The 23,417-nt window shown below is 68.7% G+C and carries 19 protein-coding genes; 10 read left to right on the forward strand and 9 right to left on the reverse strand.

Annotated elements, in window-relative coordinates:
• Position 1: 1 nt before the first annotated feature.
• The gene (locus DPV74_RS16930; RefSeq protein ID WP_119337605.1) at positions 2-424 is read left to right on the forward strand and encodes a DUF6691 family protein; all 423 of its coding nucleotides are present in this window, start codon (positions 2-4) and stop codon (positions 422-424) included.
• Between the two features lie 156 nt (positions 425-580).
• Here DPV74_RS16930 and DPV74_RS16935 read toward each other — a convergent pair whose 3' ends face one another.
• Positions 581-931 (reverse strand): hypothetical protein, encoded by a 351-nt coding sequence (locus DPV74_RS16935; RefSeq protein WP_060194689.1) that lies wholly within the window; start codon positions 929-931, stop codon positions 581-583.
• Between the two features lie 202 nt (positions 932-1,133).
• On the opposite strand from DPV74_RS16935, the gene DPV74_RS16940 reads away from it, so the two are divergent.
• The gene (locus DPV74_RS16940; RefSeq protein WP_059696551.1) at positions 1,134-2,618 is read left to right on the forward strand and encodes a PLP-dependent aminotransferase family protein; all 1,485 of its coding nucleotides are present in this window, start codon (positions 1,134-1,136) and stop codon (positions 2,616-2,618) included.
• A gap of 81 nt (positions 2,619-2,699) precedes the next feature.
• On the opposite strand, the gene DPV74_RS16945 is transcribed toward DPV74_RS16940, so the two are convergent.
• From DPV74_RS16945 to DPV74_RS16955, 3 genes are all read right to left on the reverse strand, one after another.
• Positions 2,700-2,975, reverse strand: a complete 276-nt coding sequence (locus DPV74_RS16945) for a hypothetical protein (protein WP_027791352.1) — start codon at positions 2,973-2,975, stop codon at positions 2,700-2,702.
• Positions 2,976-3,072: 97 nt separating this feature from the next.
• Complete coding sequence (locus DPV74_RS16950) at positions 3,073-4,485, reverse strand: cytochrome-c peroxidase (protein ID WP_119337606.1); 1,413 nt, start codon at positions 4,483-4,485, stop codon at positions 3,073-3,075.
• Positions 4,482-5,945: a metallophosphoesterase gene (locus DPV74_RS16955; RefSeq protein WP_060194686.1), complete on the reverse strand. Its 1,464-nt coding sequence runs from the start codon at positions 5,943-5,945 to the stop codon at positions 4,482-4,484. Before DPV74_RS16955 ends, DPV74_RS16950 begins: the two co-directional genes overlap by 4 nt.
• A 199-nt stretch (positions 5,946-6,144) precedes the next feature.
• On the opposite strand from DPV74_RS16955, the gene DPV74_RS16960 reads away from it, so the two are divergent.
• Positions 6,145-6,993, forward strand: coding sequence for a class I SAM-dependent methyltransferase (locus tag DPV74_RS16960; RefSeq protein WP_119337607.1), 849 nt, complete (start codon positions 6,145-6,147; stop codon positions 6,991-6,993).
• 99 nt (positions 6,994-7,092) lie between these two features.
• Here DPV74_RS16960 and DPV74_RS16965 read toward each other — a convergent pair whose 3' ends face one another.
• From DPV74_RS16965 to DPV74_RS16985, 5 genes are all read right to left on the reverse strand, one after another.
• Positions 7,093-7,404 (reverse strand): hypothetical protein, encoded by a 312-nt coding sequence (locus tag DPV74_RS16965; protein ID WP_021156648.1) that lies wholly within the window; start codon positions 7,402-7,404, stop codon positions 7,093-7,095.
• A gap of 58 nt (positions 7,405-7,462) precedes the next feature.
• Positions 7,463-9,484: a BCCT family transporter gene (locus DPV74_RS16970; protein WP_119337608.1), complete on the reverse strand. Its 2,022-nt coding sequence runs from the start codon at positions 9,482-9,484 to the stop codon at positions 7,463-7,465.
• A gap of 319 nt (positions 9,485-9,803) precedes the next feature.
• Positions 9,804-10,991 carry a porin gene (locus DPV74_RS16975; RefSeq protein ID WP_027791358.1) on the reverse strand — a complete coding sequence of 396 codons (1,188 nt, stop codon included), beginning with the start codon at positions 10,989-10,991 and terminating at the stop codon, positions 9,804-9,806.
• Between the two features lie 107 nt (positions 10,992-11,098).
• Positions 11,099-13,519, reverse strand: a complete 2,421-nt coding sequence (locus tag DPV74_RS16980; RefSeq protein WP_119337609.1) for a glycoside hydrolase family 31 protein — start codon at positions 13,517-13,519, stop codon at positions 11,099-11,101.
• 27 nt (positions 13,520-13,546) lie between these two features.
• The gene (locus DPV74_RS16985; protein WP_021156644.1) at positions 13,547-14,818 is read right to left on the reverse strand and encodes an MFS transporter; all 1,272 of its coding nucleotides are present in this window, start codon (positions 14,816-14,818) and stop codon (positions 13,547-13,549) included.
• A gap of 472 nt (positions 14,819-15,290) precedes the next feature.
• On the opposite strand from DPV74_RS16985, the gene DPV74_RS16990 reads away from it, so the two are divergent.
• The 7 genes from DPV74_RS16990 to DPV74_RS17020 form a co-directional block, all read left to right on the forward strand.
• Positions 15,291-16,235: a MurR/RpiR family transcriptional regulator gene (locus DPV74_RS16990; RefSeq protein ID WP_119337610.1), complete on the forward strand. Its 945-nt coding sequence runs from the start codon at positions 15,291-15,293 to the stop codon at positions 16,233-16,235.
• Positions 16,232-17,233, forward strand: a complete 1,002-nt coding sequence (locus tag DPV74_RS16995; protein ID WP_060171155.1) for an isoaspartyl peptidase/L-asparaginase family protein — start codon at positions 16,232-16,234, stop codon at positions 17,231-17,233. The genes DPV74_RS16990 and DPV74_RS16995 overlap by 4 nt, the downstream gene beginning before the upstream one ends.
• 29 nt (positions 17,234-17,262) lie before the next feature.
• Positions 17,263-19,176, forward strand: coding sequence for a dipeptide ABC transporter ATP-binding protein (locus DPV74_RS17000; protein ID WP_119337611.1), 1,914 nt, complete (start codon positions 17,263-17,265; stop codon positions 19,174-19,176).
• 127 nt (positions 19,177-19,303) lie between these two features.
• Positions 19,304-20,866 carry a glutathione ABC transporter substrate-binding protein GsiB gene (gsiB, locus tag DPV74_RS17005; protein WP_027791363.1) on the forward strand — a complete coding sequence of 521 codons (1,563 nt, stop codon included), beginning with the start codon at positions 19,304-19,306 and terminating at the stop codon, positions 20,864-20,866.
• A 79-nt stretch (positions 20,867-20,945) separates the two neighbouring features.
• Positions 20,946-21,866 carry a glutathione ABC transporter permease GsiC gene (gsiC, locus tag DPV74_RS17010; protein WP_027791364.1) on the forward strand — a complete coding sequence of 307 codons (921 nt, stop codon included), beginning with the start codon at positions 20,946-20,948 and terminating at the stop codon, positions 21,864-21,866.
• Between the two features lie 7 nt (positions 21,867-21,873).
• Positions 21,874-22,767 carry a glutathione ABC transporter permease GsiD gene (gene gsiD / locus DPV74_RS17015; protein ID WP_059696395.1) on the forward strand — a complete coding sequence of 298 codons (894 nt, stop codon included), beginning with the start codon at positions 21,874-21,876 and terminating at the stop codon, positions 22,765-22,767.
• On the forward strand, positions 22,767-23,417 hold a 651-nt coding region (locus DPV74_RS17020), incomplete at its 3' end, for a P1 family peptidase (RefSeq protein WP_205571917.1). The genes gsiD and DPV74_RS17020, both read left to right, overlap by 1 nt.

Consider the following 23,417-nt stretch of genomic DNA (forward strand, 5'->3'; position numbering starts at 1 on the left):
CATGCAGGCAGGATTCGCGTTTCTGGCGGGGCTGCTGTTCGGCGTCGGCCTCATCGTGTCGGGCATGGCCAATCCGCAGAAGGTGCTCGGCTTTCTCGACTTGGCGGGCCGCTGGGATCCATCGCTCGCGTTCGTGATGGCCGGCGCGACCGGGGTGGCCGTGTTCGCGTTCGCATGGGCGAAGCGCCGGACGCGGTCATGGCTCGGCCTGCCGATGCAGTTGCCGGCCCTGCGGGCGATCACCGTGCGCCTGGTTGCCGGAAGTGCCGTGTTCGGCATCGGCTGGGGGATCGCCGGGTTCTGCCCGGGGCCCGCGATCGTGTCGATCGGCTTCGGGTCGGCGAAGGGGATCGGGTTCGTCGTCGCGATGCTGGCCGGGATGGCGGTATTCGAGTGGTTCGAACGGCGCAGAAACGTGCGGTGATGGCGTGACCGCCGCATGCCGGAGGCGCGCTGCGGCGGTTGCGCCGGTGGTCAAGGTCGGTCGATCCGCATGAGCACGGCCCTACCGGGTCGTGCCGGATATCCATCGGCTGATGCGGCGTGACGCTCCTCCATGACACCACGGCAAGTTTCCATGTCACGAATGCTCGTGTACACGACGGCCGCCGCGCATCCTCCCGGACAGCCGGCGCAGGATCGCGCGCCATGCCACGAGCCAGCCGCTCCGGCTTGCCGGTTCCACGACGGCCGTGCTGACCGCGCCCGCGCCGCTGGCCGACAGCGCCACGTGGCCGGCCGTCTCGAGCGTCAGGCATTCCCCTTCGTCGAGCAAGCGGCGGATGTGCCGCGGCGCGTCGGGCAGCCAGTCGAGCCCGCCGTGGCGCAGCGTGACCGCAAGCGCGCCGTCCAGCACGATCAACTGGCTGCCCTTGTCGAACCACGCAAAGTGGCTTTGGCCGGCGTCGAGCCGGATGTGATGCGTTCGCATGGCGATTCCCTTTGCGGTTGCGCGGCCTCGCGACGGCGAGGCGACAGCGTGCAGTCAGGTTAGGGAAACGGGCACCGGCACGACAGATTCAGGGGACGGGAATCTGTTGCGGTGCAGACGACGATTTTGCGCCGCTGTATCGGTGGGTTTCCCCGGAATCTGTATCTGGCGTGCCATCGGCCGCGCGGGCACGATCGCCTGCATGACGCCTTTCACCGATTCATCCCGCCCACCGTTGCCGATGGACGGCGAGCCGCTTTACGAGCGGCTCGCCGAGCATTACCGCCGCATCATCGCGGCCGGCACGCTGTCGCCCGGCGACCGGATGCCGTCGGTGCGGGCATTCATGGCACAGCACGGCGTGAGTCTGTCGACCGCGATTCAGGCGTTCCGGCGGCTCGAGGATACGGGCTGGTGCGAGGCGAAGCCGCGCTCCGGCTACTTCGTGCGGCGCCGCGCGGCTGTCGCGCTCGAAACGCTGCCGGAAAGCGACGGGCCGCCGCTGAGCGTCGAGCCGCCGTTCGCGGGCCTGCACGAGCGCGTGTCGCGTGTGATCGACCGCGCCAACGCGACGCCCGATGCGCTGAATCTCGGCGGCGCGTCCGCGCTGGCCACGCTGTATCCGGCCGAGCCCCTGCAGGCGCTCGCGATCCGGTTGTTGCGGCGCAAGCCTACCTTGCTGACCGATGCGGGGCCCGTCGGCGGTTCGCCCGAGTTCCGGCAGACGATGGCCAAGCGCGCGCTGTCGTATGGCGTGACGGTGACGCCGGACGACGTGATGTCGACGAGCGGCGGCGTCGATGCCGTGAATCTCGCGTTGCGTGCGGTCGCACGCCCCGGCGACACGATCGCGATCGAATCGCCCGCGTTCTTCGGCCTGATCCAGTTGCTCGAAAGCCTCGGCTTGCGCGCCCTCGAAATCCCGGCCAGCCCGACGACCGGCCTGTCGATCGAGGCGCTCGAAGTGGCGCTGACCGCGTATCCGGACATTCGTGCCGTGGTGGTCGTGCCGAACCTGCAGAACCCGCTCGGCTGCGTGATGCCCGACGGGCGCAAGGCCGCGCTCGTCTCGCTCTGTTCGCGGCACGGCGTGGCCGTGATCGAGGACGAGCCTTATCGCGAACTCGTCGAGGCGCCGCAGGCGGTCAAGCCGGTCAAGGCATGGGACCGCGACGGCACGGTGATCTACTGCCCGTCGTTCAACAAGGTGCTGGCCCCCGGGATGCGGCTCGGCTGGATAAGCGCGGGGCGCTGGCACGCGCGCGTGAAGATGCTGAAATTCGCGCACAGCCGGCACAACGCCGCGTTGCTGCAGGCTGTTGCGGCCGAATTCGTCGGTTCGGGCGCGTTCGATCGCCATCTGCGCCGGTTCCGCGAACAGCTGCGCGTGCAGCGCGACGTGACGATTGACGCGATTGCACGGCATTTCCCGGCCGGAACCCGGATGAACCAGCCGCCGGGCGGGATGCTGCTGTGGATCGCGTTGCCGGACGGCGTGCGCTCCGAGGCGCTGTTCGATGCCGCGCTGGCGCACGGGGTCAGGATCGCGCCCGGGGCGATCTTCTCGAATTCCGACCGCTTCGACGGCTATATCCGGCTCGCTTGCACGCGCGTGTTCGATGCGGCGCACGAAGCGGCGTTCGAAACGCTCGGCCGCCTCGTGCGGGAAGCCATGGCGCCCAGGTAGGCGCGGTGGCCGCCGGCCGGGCTTGCGAAACCGCAAGCGCACTGGCTTTCCGGGCCATCGACGCAGCCAGCCGCCGCCATTTCATCGGCTGGCCGAGTGTGTGGCGAGGTGCTGGCGGATCAGCGACAGGTAACGATCGCCGACCGAGAAATCGCGCGCGGCGCGTGGCCGTTCGGCCTGGCGCAGCGTGGCCGGTGCGCTCATGCCCAGATAACGGCAAACGGCGGACGGGAAGGGCTTGCGTGTATGCCCGAGCTGGCGAGCCGCGCGCTCGACGCGGGCGTCGCCGACCTGGGCGCGGAGCCATGCCAGCACCTGGCGATCGGCGTCGTTGACGATACGAACGAGTTGTTCCATCACGCACCTCACTGTTCATAAATACAGTGCTGTAAATATAACCAGTGTTTTGGGCGACCGCAAGCGGGTGCACGCGCGGCTGGCCGTTCGGCCAGGATCAGCGAGCCGGCGCGGCGGTGCGCGTGACCCGGGCAACAGCGGCCGCAGGGGCGACCGGAGCAGCGGGCGCCGCGGAGGCGGTGCCCCCCGTATAGCGCGCGTCGGTCAGCGTGCCGAGGAACGCGACGATGTCGTCGATCTCCGCGTCGGTCAGCGCGGGCGGCGTGCCGGGCCGGCGGTTCATCGGCGTCGAATTGACGTTGATGTTGCCGCGATAGACGGCCGGCACATCGTCGAACGTTCCGGCCCCGTGATACCAGAAGCCCGGGTCGGTCGAGCGCGTGTTGTAGAACGCGACCGCGTCGCGCAGCGTCGTGAACACGCCGTTGTGCATGAACGTCTGCTTGAGCGCGACGTTGCGCAGCCCCGGTGTGCGCAGGTAGCCGCACCATTGCGTCGGCTCGGGCCAGCGCAGCCGCCGGGCGGTGTCGCACAGCCCGTTGTCGAAATGACGCGGATCGCGGTTCGCCGGCAGCGCGCGGTTGCGCGGCACCGCGATCGCGTCGTAGCCGAAATCGGTGAAGAGCGAACGCTCCGGTCGGCTCGACGTCTCCGACAGCGTGTGGCAGCTCGTGCAGTTGCCCTTGTCCGGATTCCGGAACAGCGCGAGGCCGCGCATCTCGGCCGGCGCGAGCGGCTTGCGCGTGCGCAGGAACACGTCGAAACGCGACGTGAACGGCGCCATCTCGTCGCTCTGCAGATAGGCCTCGACGGCCAGGCCCAGCGCCCGCACCAGTTGCCCGGGGTCGCGCCGCACCGACGCGCCGAAGTGAGCGGCGAGATCGGGCGCGAGTTCGGTTGCGTCCACCTTGCGCAGCAGCGCGGCCGGCGACCGGTTGTTCATCTCGTTCGGATCGAACAGCGGCCCGCGGATCTGCTCGGCGAGCGTATCCGCGCGGCCGTCGCTGAACAGGCCGCCGAACGGCGACGGTGCGGGCGCGTCGTCGTCCTGGTAGAAGTGGCGGCGCGGCACGTAGCGCACATAGAGCAGCGACGGCGCGTTGCGCTGGCTGAAACGCCCGGGACGGCTGCCTTCCGGCACGCCGGGCCCCGCGAGCGAGGCGGCCGACAGCGTCGGCGCGAACGCGCGGCCCGGGTCGTGGCAGCCCGCGCACGACATGCCGCGCGGCTCGGACAGCCGTGAATCGAAGAAGATCCGGCGGCCGAGCGCGACGAGCGTCGGGTCGGGCGCGAAGCGCGCGGTCGCCGCATCGATCTTGCCCGTCACCTGCGGCGTGCCGTTGCCGATCGTGCCGACGACTCGCGACGGCGGCGCACCGGGAAGCAGGACGGTTTCGGCCGGCGCGGCGTGCGCCGCGAGCGTCAGGCCCGCGAGCACGGCAGCGGCCAGCGTGCGCAGCGTTTGCCGGCCGCGCGCATGGCGGCCGTCACATCGAACTCCTTCACTCACGGCGCGATGAACCCCGTCTTGTCGCAGGCGAGCGTCCTGCCCGACTGGTTGCACGACGCGAGCAGCTTGCCGGCCGCCGAATACGCGTGGAAGACCCAGCCCGTCGCCGGGGCGGCCCGGCGTTCCATCATCAGGAAGCCGAAGCTGTTGTTGTGCGACAGCCGCTCGATCACGGCGCCCGGTGCCGGTGTCAGGCCGGCCGGGAACGGGTCGGGCAGCGCGACGTCGAGATTGTCGCCGCCGTTGCCGGACACGATCGTCGCCGGGTGCCCGGACGAGAAGTTGATCGCCTGGAAATCGTGCACGTGCCCGTGCAGCGCCACGTGCACGCCGGGCGGGTAGTACGCCTGGGCGTTGAGGCTCGACATCACCGACTGCAGCGCGAGGTTGCCGGGCGCGGGCGTGCTGCCGGCGATCGGCGCGAACGCGAGGATCGGATGGTGGTTCGTGAAGATCGTCGTCGTCATGCCGGCCGTCGACGCGAGCGCGGCGACCGTCTGGAACTGCTTCTGGTAGATGCCGAACTGCGCGTCGGTCGTCTTGAGCGGCGTGCGGCCGACCTTCGCGGTGTCGAACACGATCACCTGCGAGCCGCCGCCGAGCGATACCGCATAGGGTTCCGAATAGTTCGCGTTGTTGTCGTTGGCCGGATCGTCGCACGAGCGCGCGGCCGAATACGGGCGCGGATCGAGGAAGCGGAACCAGCCCTGGCCCGCGCGTGCGCATTCCTCGTGGTTGCCGCGCACGACGACCCACGGGGCCTTCGCGAGCAACGGCGCGGCCGGGCGGAACAGGTCGGCCTGCCATGTATCCCAGCCGTAGCCCCACGGGCTGTCCTTGCAGCCGGCGATGTCCGGCGGGCATGCGTTTTCGCGGTAGTGGTAGTCGCCGATGTGCATCACCAGGTCGGGCGACAGCTTCGCGACGCTGGCCGCGATCGTGTCGAGCGGCCAGACCGTCGCGTCGTTGCACGCCTGCCATGCGTTGTCGGCCTTCTTCATGCGGCAGCCGGTGTCGGCGATGATCGCGATGCGTTGCGGCTGCACCTTCGGCAGCGGCAGCGTGCGGCCCGCGACGCTCGCCGCCAGCGCGCCGGCCGGCAGCGTCGCCTCGCAGACGGACACCGGGAAGCTCGACGGCTTCGAATCGGACGGATCGCTGGCGGTCGGCCGCTGGGCGATGGTCGCGGCGCCCGCGCGCAGGGACATGCGCGACAGCTTGCCGTCGACGCTCAGTTGCGGGCACAACGGATCGCTGGCCGACGCGGGGGTGTAGTTCGTGATGACGCGCGCGATCGCCTGGTTCGTATCGCCGATCTCGACCCATGCGGCCTGGACGTTGACCGACGCACTCGCCGGATCGTCCGGCGAATCGATGTGGTTCGAGCACGCGGACAGCGCGGCGAAAGCAACAAGGGGAGCGCAGCGGACGAGCAGGGCGCGCGGGAGGAGTCGTCGCATGGGAGGCACCGTAGGAAAGTCGTCGACGATACGCAACATGAATGTAAGAAATATGAAAAACGGGGCGCGACGGAGGGTTCGCGCGCGGGCCGGGCGTCGACGTTGCGGCGGCGGGTCGCGGCCACGGGGGCTTGACTTCAAGCCGGCTTGAAGCAGCAAAGTGCGATGCACGATCAATGAACCGGAAAGGGAATCGACGATGGAAACCAGACGTCCCAATGACGAACAATCCGCGCTTTGGAACGGCCCGTCAGGGCGCGCCTGGGTCGAGACGCAGGCGCTGATCGACCGGATGTTCGAGCCGTTGGAGCGGTTGCTCGTGGAGGCGGTTGCCACGTCGTCCGCGCGCAGCGTGCTCGACGTCGGCTGCGGCACGGGCGCGGTCACGGTTGCGATCGCGCGGCGGCTCGGCGCGCATGCGCAATGCACGGGTATCGATATCTCGGCCCGGATGATCGACGCCGCGCAGGCGCGAGCCGAACGCAGCGGCGTCCACGCCCGCTTCGTGCGTGCCGATGTGCAGACGCACGCGTTCGAGCCCGCGAGCGTCGACCTGATCGTGTCGCGCCTCGGCGTGATGTTCTTCGACGATCCGGTTCGCGCGTTCGCGAATCTGCGCCATGCGGCGCGGCCGGATGCGCGGATGCGGTTCGTCGCATGGCGCAGCGCGGCAGACAATCCGTTCATGACGATCGCCGAGCGGGCCGCGGCGCCGTTGCTGCCGAACCTGCCCGCACGGCGGCCCGGCGCGCCGGGGCAGTTCGGCTTCGGCGACCGGCAGCGGATCGCGTCGGTGCTGGCGGACAGCGGCTGGGCGGACGTGGCGATCGAGCCGGTCGAACTGGCGTGCGCGCTGCCCGCGTCCGCGCTGGACGACTACATCACCCGGCTAGGCCCGGTCGGGCTGGCGTTGCTGGAAGTGGACGACGCAACGCGGCGGCGCGTGGTCGACACGATGCGTGCCGCATTCGAGCCTTACGTCGACGGCGCGGATGTGCGTTTCGACGCGGCATGCTGGCTCGTGACGGCGCGTGCACCGTCCGTGTGACACGTTGCGGCGAGGAAGCGGATCGGGGAAGGGGCGGCCGCTTCGCCCCGCGCGACGTCGTTCGCGCGGGACGTGGCCGGGCCGCATGACATACGCACGTCAGCGTCGCCGCGCGCGCAGCATCAGCCACGCGCAACCGCCGGCGACCAATGCGAGACCGAGCAGGACGGCTTCGACGCCGAGCGCGAACCCGGGCGGCATGTCTCCGGTGTCCGGCATCGGCGACAGGTTGATGCCCATCGCGACGGCGCCGCCGGCGAGCAGCGCCGCGCAGACGATCCAGTAGACCTTGCCGCGCGGCGCCGCGGCGCGGATCCGCCACAGCGCGATGCCGGCTCCGCCGAGATAGAGCACGGCGAGCGTGCCGAGCGCGATGACGTCGGAGGCGCGGCTTTGCAGGAGCCCGGTCATCGTGCGGCTCCGTCGGGCGTGGCAGGCCGCCGCGGCGCGATAAAGACGGCGGGCAGGGTCATTCGGCCTCCGTCGCATGCCCCGGCGCGCGGCTCAGCAGATGCGTGCGCTTGTCGGCCGCGAGCGACACGTAGCGTTCGTACTGGCGCAACACGTCGGCGATCACTTCGTCGCCGCGCAGGTATTCGACGTCGTAGCCGAGCCGCCCGTCCTCGAAGAACGTGACGATCCCGTACACGTGGGCCCGTGCCGCTTCCGGCCCGGCCGTCTCGCGCACGAGGAACGCGGCTGCGGATTTCACCGTCACGCGCACGCCGTACACGAAATCGCGGTGGTCGGCGGTCGGCACGGTGAGGCGCACGGCGTCGTCGCTGTCGCGCTGCACGTGCGCATCGACGCCGCTCGCGCGCAACTCGTCGGCGACTTTGCGCAGCGCCGGCTCGACCGTTTCGGCGACGAACTGGCGTGCTTCGGCTTCGGTCGTCTGCCGCAGGATGTGCGTCAGGCGGTGGCGCCAGTGCTGGCCGGTCCAGAAGCTCGTCGCGGGCGCGACGTCCTGCGAATAGTGCACGCGGTCGGCCGCGAGCCCGCGCCACAGCCCGTAGCAGAGCGCGATCATGATGATCGCGACCGGCAGCGCGGCGATCAGCGTCATCGCCTGCAATGCGCCGAGCCCGCCTGCGACGAGCAGCACCGCGGCCGTCACGCCGAGCAGCGCGGCCCAGAACAGCCGTTGCCAGACGGGCGAGTGCGCGTGGCCGCGCGTCGCGATCTGGTCGATCACGAACGCGCCCGAATCGGCGGACGTGACGAAGAACACCGCGATCAGCACGATCGCGGCGATCGACAGCCCTTGCGACAGCGGCAGGAAATCGAAGAAGCGGAACAGCAGCGCGTCGACATTGGTGGCCGTCTGCGCGAGCGCGCCGGCCGCGCCATGCGTATCGAGCCAGATCGCGCTGTTGCCGAACACGGTCATCCACACGAGGTTGAACGCGGTCGGCACGAGCAGCACGCCGATCACGAACTGGCGGATCGTGCGGCCGCGCGAGATGCGTGCGATGAACATGCCGACGAACGGCGACCACGACACCCACCATGCCCAGTAGAGGATCGTCCAGCCGCCGAACCAGCCTTCCTCGCGCGGCGACGCATACGCGTACGTGCGGAACGACAGGTCGACGAGGCTCGACAGGTACTGGCCGATGTTGTCGCCGAGCGCGCGCAACAGGAACGCCGTCGGGCCCGTGACGGCCACGAACGCGAGCAGCAGGAACGCGAGCAGCAGGTTCAGTTCGGACAGCCGCCGCACACCCTTGTCGAGGCCGCTCGCGGCCGACAGCCCTGCGAGGATCACGACGAGCGCGACGAGCCCGATGCGAAATGCATTGCTGCCCGTATCCCAGCCGGCGACCGTATGCAGGCCCGCGCTGATCTGCATCACCCCGTAGCCGAGCGTCGTCGCGATGCCGGCGACCGTGCCGACCAGCGCGAACGCGTCGACCGTGTGGCCGATCCAGCCGTTGATGCGCTCGCGCAGCACCGGATACAGCCCCGAGCGGAGCGTCAGCGGCAGGTTGTAGCGGAAGCCGAAGTACGCGAGCACGAGCCCCATCAGCCCGTAGATTGCCCACGCGTGGAAGCCCCAGTGGAAGAAGGTCATCAGCATCGCCTCGCGGGCAGCGGCGGGCGTGCCGGGGTCGACGGTCGGCGGCTTCAGGAAGTGCTGCATCGGCTCGCCGACGCCGAAGTACATGAGGCCGATGCCCATGCCGGCCGCGAACAGCATCGCTGTCCACGACACGAAGCTGAATTCGGGTTCGGCATCGTCGGGGCCGAGCCGGATGTTGCCGAAGTCGCTCGCGGCGATCAGCACGAGAAACACGAGGAAGCCGGTGACGGCGAGCACGTAGAACCAGTCGAAGCGCGCGACGACCCATTGCTGGCCGGCGGAGAACAGCGCGCCGGCTTCGCTCGGGAGCAGTGCGCACACGACGAGCAGTGCGCCGATGACCGCGAGCGCGGGCAGGACGACCTGCGGCTTGAATGTCGTGCGGGGCGAGGGGCGGGAATCTGGCATGGCTGGCATCCAGTTGTGGGCGCAACGAGGCGCGACGCCGCCCGGCGCGCGTGTCGCGCGTCGGACCCTGATACGGCGTGCGTCGAGTGTACCGCGGTGTCAGGACTGCAAGAAGGGGTATGCAGGAGGGTTTAACCTGACGAATTGTAAGGTGTCGAGGGGATCGAGAAAACCCGTGCAGTTTGCGCGGCGCGCGGACGGGGCGCCGAAAACGCCCCGAAGCGGCTGCGTATCGGGTGCCCGGACAGCACGCGAGGCATCCGAGCAATGCGTGTCGCCCGGGGCAGGGGCAGCGCGCCGAAGGCGCTGCCGCGATGGCTCAGAACGTGACGGCGATGCCGGCCATGCCGACGAACTGGCCGTGCGTCGTCGAAGGCGTGAGCTGCTGCGAATCGCCGACGATCGGCGCCGCGTCGATCACGTGGCCGGCACCTTGCGCACCGAGCGTCCGGCCGCTCGAATGCGTGTACGCCTGCAGCGCATAGAGCGTCGTGCGCTTCGACAGGCTGTACGACTCCTTCAGCGAATACTGCTGGTAGCGGGCCGCGCTGTCGATGCCGTTCGCCTTCGACGCGAGCGTGTACGCGAACGCGCCGGCCACCGAGAATGCCGGCGTGAAGCGGTATGCGGCGAGCGCGCCGTAGGTGTTGAACACGGCCGTGTCCGTGAACGCGGAGCCGTTGCCGGGCAGGTACTTCACGTTCGAATAGTTGACGCCCATCGTCAGGTTGCCGAGCGTGTAGTTGCCGGCCGCCGCGACCTGCTCGACGGCCTTCGCGGTCAGGTAGCCCTGGTTCAGCACGGACACCGCGAAGCTGCCCGACGCGGCGGTCGCCGGATTCAGGAAGCCTGCCGACGAGCCCGAGCTGTTGATGCGCAGGTAGCCGGCCGCGACGCCGATCGGCCCGTTCGCATAACGCAGTGCGGCGCTGAACGTGTTGCCCTTGCCGGTCGCGCCGGCAATGCCGCCGAATGCGTACATCGCGCTCGCGGTCAGTCCGGCGAAGGTCGGCGACGTATAGGTAACCGAATTGTTCACGCGGATCGTCGTGTCGAGGCCGTCGATGTCGCCCGGGTGCGCGCCTGTCGCACCGGTCAGCCAGCTGCTCGATGCATACGGGCCGACGAACAGGAAGTAGGGCGTGTACTGGCGGCCGGCCGTCATCGTGCCGTAGCGATCGTTGCGCAGGCCGACGAAGGCCTGGCGATTGAATATCAGGCCGGCGGCGGATTGCGCGCCGTTGTTCAGGTTGAAGCCGGACTGCAGGTCGAAGATCGCATGCGTGCCGCCGCCCAGATCCTCGTCGCCGCGCAGCCCGAACTTCGACGCATACAGGTTGCCGTCGCGCATGTAGAGGTTCGAATGGCCCTGCTGGTTGTTCACGTACGCGAGCGAATCGTCGACGACGCCGTACAGCGTCACGCTGCTCTGCGCATGGGCGGCGGTCGCGCCGAGCGATGCGGTCGACAAAATCAGGATTGCATAGCGGTTGACGGGTGCTTTCATTGTCGATCTCCGGATCTCTTCATCTTTTCAAGGTGGGCGGGAGGCTCGATCGCCTCCTCTGTGGCGGGCGGTGGGCCGCATGAACGGCCCGCCCGATCGGGTTTGCTTCAGTTGTCGAAGGCGACGACGATGCGGCGCCAGGTACCGCTCTGCGCATCCTGTTCGACGCGGGCGCCGCGCACGGCGACCGCGCCTTGCACCGACGCGGGCAGCAGGATCTCGACGCGGTCGGCCGGGCGTGCCGGGCGGCCGTCCCAGCGCACCGACACGCCGAGCACGCCCGACGCCTCGCGGCCGGTTTCGACGCGCCACAGCCCGTATTCGCCGTCGCGCCATGCTTCCGTCTCGCCGTCGTCCTCGATGCATTCGCCGTACGCGACGCCGTCCTCGACGCGCGGCGCGACGACGAAGCCGCGCGTGTCGGCCCGTGCGCCGAAATGCTGTTCCGCGACGTTCAGCGGCAGCACGCGGCCCTCGCGCAGCAGCATCACCGGCGTGTCGAGCGGGGCGGGCAACGTCACGCTCGCGCCGCCGTCGAACGACCGCGCGCTCGCACAGCACATCCAGCGCGCGCCCGACGGCAGGTAGACGGTGCGCTCCGTCAGGCCCGGATCGACGACCGGCGCGACGAGCAGCGCGTCGCCGAGCATCATGTCGTCGCATGCGTCGTAGCAGCGCGCGTCACCGGGGAAATCGGCGAAGGTCGGCCGCAGCACGGGCTCGTAGCGCGTCGTCGACAGCCACAGCAGGTGATAGAGGTAGGGCAGCAGCCGGTAGCGCTGCTTGATCAGCGATGCGACCTGCGCGGTGATCTCCGGGTACATCCACGGTTCGTTGACGGTGCCGTCGTCGTTCCACGAATGGATGCTGAAGCGCGGCATGAAGATGCCGAACTGCACCCAGCGCAGCAGCAGTTCGGGCGACGGCGCGGGCCCGGAGAAGCCGCCGATGTCGTGGCCGATGTTCGACACGCCCGACAGCGCGAGCCCGAGGCCCATCTTCAGGTTGTAGCGCAGCGTTTCCCACGACGTGTAGTTGTCGCCGGACCAGGTCTGCACATAACGCTGCATGCCGGCACCGCCGGAGCGCGACACGAGGAACGGGCGCTGCGCCGGTGCATGCGCGCGCTGCGCTTCGCGCGACGCGCGCATCATCAGCATCGTCTGCAGCACCTTCGCCTCGCGCGCGGGAAACGGCTGGCCGAAGCCGTGCGCGATCGCGTCGGGCGACCAGATCTCGTATTCGTTGTTGTCGTTCCAGGTCGACTCGATTCCGTATTCGAGCAGCGCCGACGTGACCTGCTCGCGCCACCAGCGGTACGCGTCCGGCTGCGTGAAGTCGAGATACGCGCCGACCTCGTCCCAGAACTGCACCCAGGCCGGCTCGCCGGACGCCGAGCGGATCAGCAGCCCGCGCGTTGCGGCGTCTTCGAAGGCGGGATGGTCGCGCAGCAGGCACGGCTTGATGTTCGCGCACAGGCGGATGCCGTGGTCGCGGTAATGCTGCACGAAGCCCTTCGCGTCGGGAAACTTGTCGCGGTTCCAGTTGAATACGTAGCGCTTCGCGCCGATCGACGTATAGCCCGACGACAGGTGGAACGAATCGCACAGGATGTCGTGCGTGTCGCACTGTTCGACGAACTGGTTCATCTGCTGCTGCGCGTCCGGCGCATCGGTATAGCTCATCGTCGAGCCCGAGTAGCCGAGCCCCCATTTCGGCGTGCGCGCGGGGCGCCCCGTGAGCCACGTGAAGCGCCGCGCGGCCGCGAGCGGCGTGCCGGGCGACGCGATGAAGTAGTAGTCGAGATCGCCATGCTCGGCGACGAAGTAGCGGTACGGGCCGTGATAGTTGTCGAGCTCGCGGCCCATGTCGAACGCGCAGTCCGACAGCGTGTCGTAGAACAGCCCGAAGCCCTGGCAGGCGTCCGGCGACCACGTGATGTAGAACGGGATGTGCTTGTACAGCGGGTCGGTATGTTTCGCGCTGTAGCCCATCGCGTCGATGTTGCGCATCTCGAAGCGCGCGCCGGTGCGGTCGAGTTCGCCCGCGCGTTCGCCGAGGCCGAATACCTTGTCGCCGCGTTCGCGCGCGACGTAGTGATATGCGCGGTCGTCCCACCAGCCGAAGTTGTACGCCTGCGTCGGGCGATCGGCGAGCGCGACGCGCCACGCGCCGTCGGCGCCGCGCATCGACCACGTGCAATGGCCGCCTTGCCAGCGCACGGCGAGCCGGATCTGCGCGGTCTCGATGTGCAGGCCGTCGTCGTCCTCGACGAGGGTGAAGGCGGGCAGCGCGAAGCCGTCGAGTTCGAGGCGGTCGCGTCCGTCGAGCGGTACGTCGTCGAGGCCCGGCGCGATCGTCCACGTGCGCGGGTTGCGCGCCGTCGCATCGGGCAGCACGCGTACCCGCACGATGTCGTCCTCGAGCACGAAGATCTCGAGGGTCGCGCCCGTATCGGACGCGAGCAGCACACGGTTCGCGTGCTGGCCGGCGACGCGGAACACGGGCGGATGAAGAAGCGAAGTCATAAATGCGGTTCCAGTTAGGGGCGAAGGTCAGGCGTGCCGTGCGAGCAGGCGTTCCTGCTTCGACTGCCCGCGGATCAGCACCGCGAGCAGCGTGACGCCGATGATGTCGAACAGGCCGAGGCACGCGAACAGCGGCGCATAGCCGATCTTGTCGGCGAGCGCGCCGACCAGCAGCGAGAAACCGAGCCCGCCGATCCACGCGGCCATTCCGGCGAAGCCGCTCGCGGTGCCGACTTCCTCGGAATCGAACACGTCGGCCGACAGCGTGTTGACGAGCGCGGAGATCATCTGGTGCGCAAAGCCGCCGACGCAGAACAGCGCGATGGCCGTGTACGGCGACGACACGAGCCCGATCATCGCGGGCCCGAGCATCAGCACCGCGCCGAGCGCGACGCCGGCGACGCGCGACCACACGAGCGGCAGCCTGAACCGCTTCGCGAGATACGGCGACAGGTAGCCGCCCGCGATGCCGCCGGCGTCGGCCGCGAGAAACGGCATCCACGCGAAGATCGCGATCTGCGTGAGCGGCATGTGGCGCTCGGTCGCGAGGTACAGCGGAATCCAGAAGCTGAAGGTCTGCCACGCAGGCTCGGCGAAGAAACGCGGCAGCGCGATGGCCCAGAAGCGCCGCGCGGTGACGACGTCGCGAATGCGGCGCTTCGACACGGGCGGCATCGTCGCCTGGCCGTCGCGGATCAGCGCGCGCTCCTGCGGCGTGATGCGCGGATGGTCGGCGGGCGACCGGTATTGCGTGTACCAGAGCGCGGCCCACAGGAAACCGAGCGCGCCGGTGGCCATGAACGCGGCCTGCCAGCCGAACCGCATCGACAGGAACACGACGAGCGGCGGCGCGATCGCGGCGCCGAGCGACGTGCCCGCGTTGAAATAGCCGACCGCGACGGATTTTTCGCGATCGGGAAACCATTCCGCAACCGCCTTCATCCCCGACGGAATCGCGGCGGCTTCGAACAGGCCCAGGAGGCCGCGCAGGATGCCGAGCGACAGCCAGCCCGATGCGAAGCCGTGCGCGACGCCGACCACCGACCACAGCATCGCGAACAGCGCGAACCCGAGCCGCAGGCCGATCAGGTCGACGATGAAACCGCACACGGGCTGCATGATCGTGTAACCGATCTGGAATGCGCCGACGATGTACGAATACTGCTGCGTCGAGATCGCGAACACGTGCTTCAGCTCGGGGGCGAGCACCGCGAGGGAATTCCGTGCGAGGTAGTTGAGGATCGTGCCGAGACATACGAGCACGATGATCCACCAGCGCAACGCCTTGACTGTCTTCACTGCTGTCTCCTGTCGGGCAGGGCCGGCGCGCGGCGCCGGTCCGATCCATGACGATCATCCGTTCGGGATGGCTTGTTTCGCTTTATTCGTACGATGTCCGATCTTGATGGGTGCCAGTTTTCCCGGTTTGACGCGGAATGATGGCGTTCAAGCGAGCACTTCGCCGTTGTCGGAGGCTGAAGTTATCGGACGACTGATCATTTTCGAACATCCTATGTTCGAATTCGAATCCGGTCAACGCGAAATTGCATTCGAACGAACTTGCTCGGGGTTTTCCCCATGGGCGGGCGCAGGCGACGCACGTGCGGACCTGCGGCGATCACATGCCAAAGGCCCGTGCGGCGGGGCTGTGCGGGCGTCGGGCGATCGCGGGGCGGGGGAACGGGACGCCACAACCCGGATGAAAATTTATTTCTTTTCGCAATTGGGATTGTGTAAATTCATTTCCATCATTCTTTCAACAACCCTTCGCATGACGCCTCTCGCTCCGCACGATGCCAGTCACGACGAACCCGCGATCGCCGAACGGATCGCGTCGGCGATGCCGTTGATGACGCCGATCCACCGGCGCATGGGCGAGTTCGTGCTCGCGAATCCGTTCCGCGCGGCGACGATGCGCATCGACGAACTCGCGCAGGCCGTGAATGCGTCGATCGCGACCGCGAATCGTTTCGCGAAGGCGCTCGGCTTCGACGGCTATCCGGCGATGCGCGCGGCGCTCGTGCGCGGCTTCGAAGCGACGCTCGGGCCGGTCGAGCGGCTGCGTTCCGCGCAGGAGCAGGAGTCCGGGGTGCGCGGTGCCGCCTGGATCGACACGGTATTCGACCAGGCCGTCGCGAACATCGAGAACACGCGCGCGCAACTGGACGCGGCCGATGTCGAGGCCGCGGTCGAGGCGATCGTCGGCGCGCGGCGCGTGCTGATCCTCGGCGCGGGGTCGAGCGCGTTCCTCGCCGGGCTGATGGAGCACGGGCTGTCCGTCTGCCACGACAACGTGCAGTCGCTCGCGCTGCTCGGCGGCCCGTCGCACGCGGCACGGCGGCTCTATACGGCCGACTCGCGCGATCTCGTGATCGCGCTCGCGTTTCCGCGCTACGTGAAGGACACGATCGAACTGGCCCGCCGCGCGGCGGCGCGCGGTGCACGCGTACTCGGTATCTCCGACGGCCCGCAATCGCCGCTGGCGCCGATCGCGTCGCTGAACCTGTACGTCAAGGCCGAACGGCGCTTCGCGGCCACGTCGGAAGCCGCCGTGCTCACGATGATCGAGGCGCTGATCGACGCGGTCGCGCTGCGCACGCACCGGTCCGCGAAATCTGCCGCCGAGATGACCGAATTCCTGCTGCCGTGGCTCATGCAGCCGCAAGCGACGCAGCCGGCCGCCAACCCTTCTTCCCACCGTCCAAAAAAAACATGACTTCACCCGCGATCGTTGCGATTCACGGCGGCGCAGGCACGATCCTGCGCGATGCGATGGATTCCGATACCGAACGTCAGTACCGTGCCGAGCTGACCGCGATCCTGACGGCCGCCCAGCAGGTGCTGGCCGACGGCGGCAGCGCGCTCGACGCCGTCACCGTCGCGGTGCGGATGCTCGAGGACTGTCCGTTGTTCAACGCCGGGCGCGGTGCCGTCTATACGGCCGAAGGCAAGCACGAACTCGACGCGGCGGTCATGGATGGCGCGACGCTCGGCGCGGGTGCGATCTGCTGCGCGACGCGCGTGCGCAATCCGGTGCTCGCCGCGCGGCGCGTGATGGAGGCGAGCGAACACGTGCTGTTCGCCGGCGCGGGGGCCGATGCGTTCGCGGCCGCACAGGGGCTCGAACTCGCGGAGCCCGGCTATTTCGACACCGAAGCGCGTCACGCGCAGTGGGTCAAGGCGCGCACGGCAGCCGGCGCGATGCTCGACCATGACGCGGCGACGTTCGCGTTCGGCAAATCACAGTCGCAGCCGCAGCCGGCCGAGCCGCTCGATCCGGACCGCAAGCACGGCACGGTCGGCGCGGTTGCGTGCGACCGGCACGGCCACATCGCGGCGGCGACGTCGACGGGCGGCATCACGAACAAGCAGCCGGGGCGCGTCGGCGATTCGCCGATCATCGGCGCAGGCTGCTATGCGGACGACGCGACCTGCGCAGTGTCGTCGACGGGCACCGGCGAGATGTTCATCCGGCTCGCGACCGCGCATGACGTTGCCGCGCAGATCGCGTATCGCGGCGCGTCGCTCGCCGATGCTGCGCACGACGTCGTGATGAACAAGCTGCCGCGCCTCGCGGGCCGCGGCGGGATCATCGCGGTCGACGCGCAGGGCAACGTCGCGATGCCGTTCAACACCGAAGGGATGTACCGCGGTTACGCGCGCGTCGGTGAAGCGCCGGTGGTCGGCATCTATCGCGACGACGATACGGCCTGATCCCGGCCAGCACGAAGAGGAAATCCACGATGACTTCGAGCCGTAACCCGTCCGGCCTGGTGCTGCCCGAGCAGCGCGTGGTGGCCGTCGACGACCTGTCGGTCACGTTCCGCCGCGAAGGCGCGACGTTCGACGCGGTGCGCAACGTGTCGTTTCACGTCGATCGCGGCGAGACGCTCGCGATCGTCGGCGAATCGGGCTCGGGCAAGTCGGTCACGTCGCTCGCGCTGATGCGGCTCGTCGAGCACGGCGGCGGCGCGATCACGAACGGCCGGATCGCGTTCCGCCGGCGCGGCGGCGCGCTCGTCGATCTTGCGCAGGCAAGCGGTGCGACGATGCGCGGCATTCGCGGCGCGGACATCGCGATGATCTTCCAGGAGCCGATGACGTCGCTGAACCCGGTGTTTACGGTCGGCGACCAGATCAGCGAGGCGATCGCGCTGCATCAGTCGAAGAGTGCATCGGAAGCGCGCGCGGAGACGCTGCGGCTGCTCGAACTCGTGCGCATTCCGGAGGCGCGCCGCGTGTTCGCGCGCTATCCGCACCAGTTGTCGGGCGGGATGCGGCAGCGCGTGATGATCGCGATGGCGCTGTCGTGCCGGCCCGCGCTGCTGATCGCCGACGAGCCGACGACCGCGCTCGACGTGACGATCCAGGCGCAGATCCTGCAACTGGTGCGCGGGCTGCAGGACGAAATGAACATGGGCGTGATCTTCATCACGCACGACATGGGCGTGGTGGCCGAAGTGGCCGACCGCGTGCTCGTGATGTATCGCGGCGAGAAGGTCGAGGAGGGCGAATCGGATCGCATCTTCGCGGCGCCCGCGCATCGCTATACGCGTGCGTTGCTCGCGGCCGTGCCGAAGCTCGGCTCGATGCAGGGCACCGACGCGCCCGAGAAATTCCCGCTGCTGAAGGTGGAGGGTGCAAACACGGCAGCACCGGCGGCATCGCCGGCGCCCGCACCGGCGGCGAACGACGGTGCGCAGCCGGGCTTCGATCAATCCGCGTCGCCGATCCTGCGCGTGCGCGATCTCGTGACGCGCTTCCCGGTGAAGAGCGGCGTGTTCGGCCGCGTATCGCAATACGTGCATGCGGTCGAGCGTGTGAGCTTCGAGTTGCGCGCGGGCGAGACGCTCGCGCTGGTCGGCGAATCGGGCTGCGGCAAGTCGACCACCGGCCGCTCGCTGCTGCGCCTCGTCGAATCGCAGAGCGGCTCGATCGAGTTCGACGGCCGCGACATCAGCGCGCTGAAAGGCCCCGACCTGCAGGCGCTGCGCCGGAACATCCAGTTCATCTTCCAGGACCCGTTCGCATCGCTGAACCCGCGCCTGACCGTGGGTTTCTCGATCATGGAGCCGCTGCTCGTGCACGGTGTCGCGAGCGGCCGCGAAGCGCAGGCGCGGGTCGACTGGCTGCTCGACAAGGTCGGCCTGCCGCCCGAGTCCGCGCGTCGTTATCCGCATGAATTCTCGGGCGGCCAGCGCCAGCGGATCGCGATCGCGCGTGCGCTCGCGCTGAACCCGAAGGTCGTGATCGCCGACGAATCGGTGTCGGCGCTCGACGTGTCGGTGCAGGCGCAGATCGTCAACCTGATGCTCGACCTGCAGCGCGAACTCGGCGTCGCGTACCTGTTCATCTCGCACGACATGGCCGTCGTGGAGCGCATCAGCCATCGCGTCGCGGTGATGTATCTCGGCCAGATCGTCGAGATCGGCCCGCGCCGCGCGGTGTTCGAGGCGCCGCAGCATCCGTACACGAAGAAGCTGATGAGCGCGGTGCCGGTGGCCGACCCCGCGCGCCGGCACGCCCCGCGCCAGCTCGCGGCGGACGAAATCCCGAGCCCGATCCGCGCGGCCGGCGACGAGCCGGTCGTCGCGCCGCTCGTCGCGGTCGGCCCCGATCACTACGTCGCGACGCACCGCGTCGGCGGCGCGTACTGAACGCGCGCAGGTTGCCATGGACCGCAGCTGCGCACGAGCGAGGCAACGACGCATTTTCCCCGAGCGGGCGCCGTCCCGCCGCGACTCTCACCACGCGTTATCGAATCACCCACAGGAGCCCAGCAAGATGAACAAGCCGTATTCGTTCCCGATGTTCCGTCCACGCGCACTGCTCGCAGCGGGTGCCGGCGCGCTCGCGCTGTCGGCCGCGGTGCCCGCGTTCGCGCAGCAGACCGCGGTGATGGCGGTGGATTCGACGTTCACGACGATGGACCCGTACGACGCGAACGACACGGTGTCGCAGGCCGTCGTCAAGTCGTTCTACCAGGGGCTGTTCGGCTTCGACAAGGACATGAAGCTCGTCAACGTGCTGGCAACCGGCTACGACGCGAGCCCGGATGCGAAGACCTACACGATCAAGCTGCGCCAGGGCGTGAAGTTCCACGACGGGACCGATTTCAACGCGGCGGCCGTGAAGGCGAACTTCGACCGCGTGACCGATCCCGCGAACCACCTGAAGCGCTACAACATGTTCCGCGTGATCGAGAAGACCGAAGTGGTCGATCCGTACACGGTGAAGATCACGCTGCGCGAGCCGTTCTCCGCGCTGATCAACACGCTCGCGCACCCGTCGGCCGTGATGATCTCGCCGGCCGCGCTGAAGAAGTGGGGCCGCGACATCGCGCTGCATCCGGTCGGCACGGGGCCGTTCGAGTTCGTCGAATGGAAGCAGACCGACGACCTGAAGGTGAAGAAGTTCGCCGGCTACTGGAAGAAGGGCTACCCGAAGATCGACGCGATCGACTGGAAGCCGGTGGTCGACAACAACACGCGCGCGGCGCTGATCAAGACGGGCGAGGCCGATTTCGCGTTCCGCATTCCGTTCGAGCAGGCAGCCGACCTGAAGGGCAACCCGAAGGTCGACGTCGTGGAGCGGCCGTCGATCGTGCAGCGCTACGTGTCGCTGAACCTGCAGCAGAAGCCGTTCGACAACCCGAAGGTGCGCCAGGCGCTGAACTATGCGGTGAACAAGGAAGCGCTCGCGAAGGTCGCGTTCGCCGGCTTCGCGACGCCGTCCACCGGCGTGGTGCCGCAGGGCGTCGACTACGCGACGAAGCCGGGCCCGTGGCCGTACGACCCGGCGAAGGCGCGCGCGCTGCTGAAGGAGGCCGGTTACCCGAACGGCTTCGAGACGACGCTGTGGTCCGCCTATAACAACTCGACGTCGCAGAAGGCGATCCAGTTCGTGCAGCAGCAGCTCGCGCAGGTCGGCGTGAAGGTGCAGGTGCAGGCGCTGGAAGCCGGCGAGCGCGTCGCGAAGGTCGAGAGCGCGCCGGATCCGGCGAAGGCGCCGGTGCGGATGTACTACATCGGCTGGTCGTCGTCGACCGGCGAGGCGAACTGGGCGATCACGCCGCTGCTCGCCGGCTCGTCGGCGCCGCCGAAGCTCCTGAATACCGCGTACTACAAGAACGACACGGTCGACGGCGATCTCTCGAAGGCACTGGAGACGGTCGACCGCACGAAGAAGGCCGAGCTCTACGCCGATGCGCAGAAGCAGATCTGGGCCGATGCGCCGTGGATCTTCCTCGTGCAGGAGAAGATCGTGTATGCGCGCAGCAAGCGGCTTCAGGGTGCGTACGTGATGCCGGACGGCTCGTTCAACTTCGACGAAATCTCGCTGAAATGACAGTGGTGATGACGGCGGTTCGTCCGCCACGCGGTGCCGGCGGCGCAAGCCGCCGGCACGCTGATTCGATCGGTGCCCCATGCTGAATTTTCTCGTCAAACGCCTGTTCGGCCTGCTGCCCACGCTCGCGATCGTCGCGGTGCTGGTGTTCCTGTTCGTCCACCTGCTGCCGGGCGACCCGGCGCGGCTCGCGGCCGGGCCCGAAGCCGACGACGCGACGGTCGCGCTGGTGCGCACCGATCTCGGCCTCGACCAGCCGCTGCCCGCGCAGTTCGTGAACTTCTTCGTGAAGATCGCGCACGGCGATTTCGGCCTGTCGACCCGCAGCAAGCGGCCGGTTTCGACCGAGATCGGCGAGCGCTTCATGCCGACGCTGATGCTGACGCTCGTCAGCATGGCGTGGGCGACGGCCTTCGGCATGGCGATCGGCATCGCGTCGGCCGTGTGGCGCAACCGCTGGCCGGACCGCGTCGGCATGACGCTCGCGGTGTCGGGCATCTCGTTTCCCGCGTTCGCGCTCGGCATGCTGCTGATGGAGATTTTCTCGGTGAAGCTCGGCTGGCTGCCCGTCGTGCCGGACGGTTCGTGGCGGAGCTACGTGCTGCCGTCGCTGACGCTCGGCGCCGCGGTCGCGGCCGTGATGGCGCGCTTCACGCGTGCGTCGTTCGTCGAGGTGCTGAACGAGGATTTCGTGCGCACCGCGCGCGCGAAGGGCGTGCACGAGCCGATGGTGGTGCTCAAGCACTGCCTGCGCAACGCGATGATCCCGGTCGTCACGATGATGGGGCTGCAGTTCGGCTTCCTGCTCGGCGGCTCGATCGTCGTCGAGGTCGTGTTCAACTGGCCGGGGCTCGGGCGCCTGCTCGTCGATGCCGTGACGATGCGCGACTACCCCGTGATCCAGGCGATCGTGTTGCTGTTTTCACTCGAATTCATCCTGATCAACCTGACCGTCGACGTGCTGTACGCGGTCATCAACCCGACCATCCGGTTCAAGTGAGGCGCGCATGAACGCGACTGTCCAGACCGCGGCGCCGGCCGCACCGACTGCGATCCGCACGCCGTGGCGCGAATTCTGGCGCAAGTTCCGCAAGCAGACCGTCGCGCTCGTCGCGGGCGGCTTCGTGCTGGCGCTCGTCGTGCTGGCGTTCATCGGCCCGCACGTCGTGCCGTTCGATCCGGAGAACTATTTCGACTACGACGCACTGAACGCGGGGCCGTCGGCCGTGCACTGGTTCGGCGTCGATTCGCTCGGCCGCGACATCTTCAGCCGGATCATCACGGGCACGCGCATCTCGCTCGCGGCCGGCTTCTTCTCCGTCGCGCTCGGCGCGGTGATCGGCACGTTCTTCGGGCTGCTCGCCGGCTACTACGAAGGCTGGTGGGACCGCATCACGATGCGCGTGGCCGACGTGCTGTTCGCGTTCCCGGGCATCCTGCTCGCGATCGGCGTGGTCGCGATCCTCGGCAACGGGATGGTCAACGTGATCTGCGCGGTCGCGATCTTCAGCATCCCGGCGTTCGCGCGGCTCGTGCGCGGCAACACGCTGATGCTCAAGCACATGACCTATGTCGAGGCCGCGCGCAGCATCGGCGCATCGGACTGGACGATCATCATGCGGCACATCCTGCCGGGCACCGTGTCGTCGGTCGTCGTCTACTTCACGATGCGGATCGGCACGTCGATCATCACGGCCGCGAGCCTGTCGTTCCTCGGGCTCGGTGCGCAGCCGCCGACGCCGGAGTGGGGCGCGATGCTCAACGAGGCGCGCGCGGACATGGTGACGGCGCCGCACATCGCGATCTTCCCGAGCCTCGCGATCTTCCTGACCGTGCTCGCGTTCAACCTGCTCGGCGACGGGCTGCGCGACGCGCTCGATCCGAAGCTGGAGCGCCGCTGATGCGCATCGCACCGATGTGGGCGGCGACGCTGCCGGCCGGGCCGCGCGGCACGATCGCCGACGTGCCGGGCGTGACGGTCGGCCATTGCACGCTCGATGCCGGCAACGTGCAGACGGGCGTGACCGTCGTGAGGCCGCATCCGGGCGACGTGTACCGCAGCAAGGTGCCGGCGGGGGCCGCCGTGATCAACGGCTTCGGCAAGAGCGTCGGGCTCGTGCAGATCGACGAGCTCGGCACGCTCGAAACGCCGATCGCGTTGACCAATACGTTCGGCGTCGGCGCGCTCGCGCACGCGCAGATCCGCGCGGCGATCGCGGCGAATCCGCAGATCGGCCGCGACTGGCCGACCGTCAACCCGCTCGTGTTCGAGTGCAACGACGGTTATCTGAACGATATCCAGGCGTTCGCGGTCACGGCCGCGCATTACGACGACGCGTGCCGCGCGGCGTCGCGTGACGTCGCGCGCGGCGCGGTGGGGGCCGGGCGCGGGATGTCGTGCTTCGACCTGAAGGGCGGGATCGGTTCGGCGTCGCGCGTTGCGGTCGCGGCCGGGCGGCCCTATACGGTCGGCGCGCTCGTGCTCGCGAATTTCGGCCGGCTGCCGATGCTGACGCTCGGCGGCGTGCCGCTCGGGCGCATCGTCGCGCAA

The sequence above is a fragment of the Burkholderia sp. HAN2018 genome (assembly GCF_024704855.1).
Taxonomy (GTDB): Bacteria; Pseudomonadota; Gammaproteobacteria; order Burkholderiales; family Burkholderiaceae; genus Burkholderia; species Burkholderia cepacia.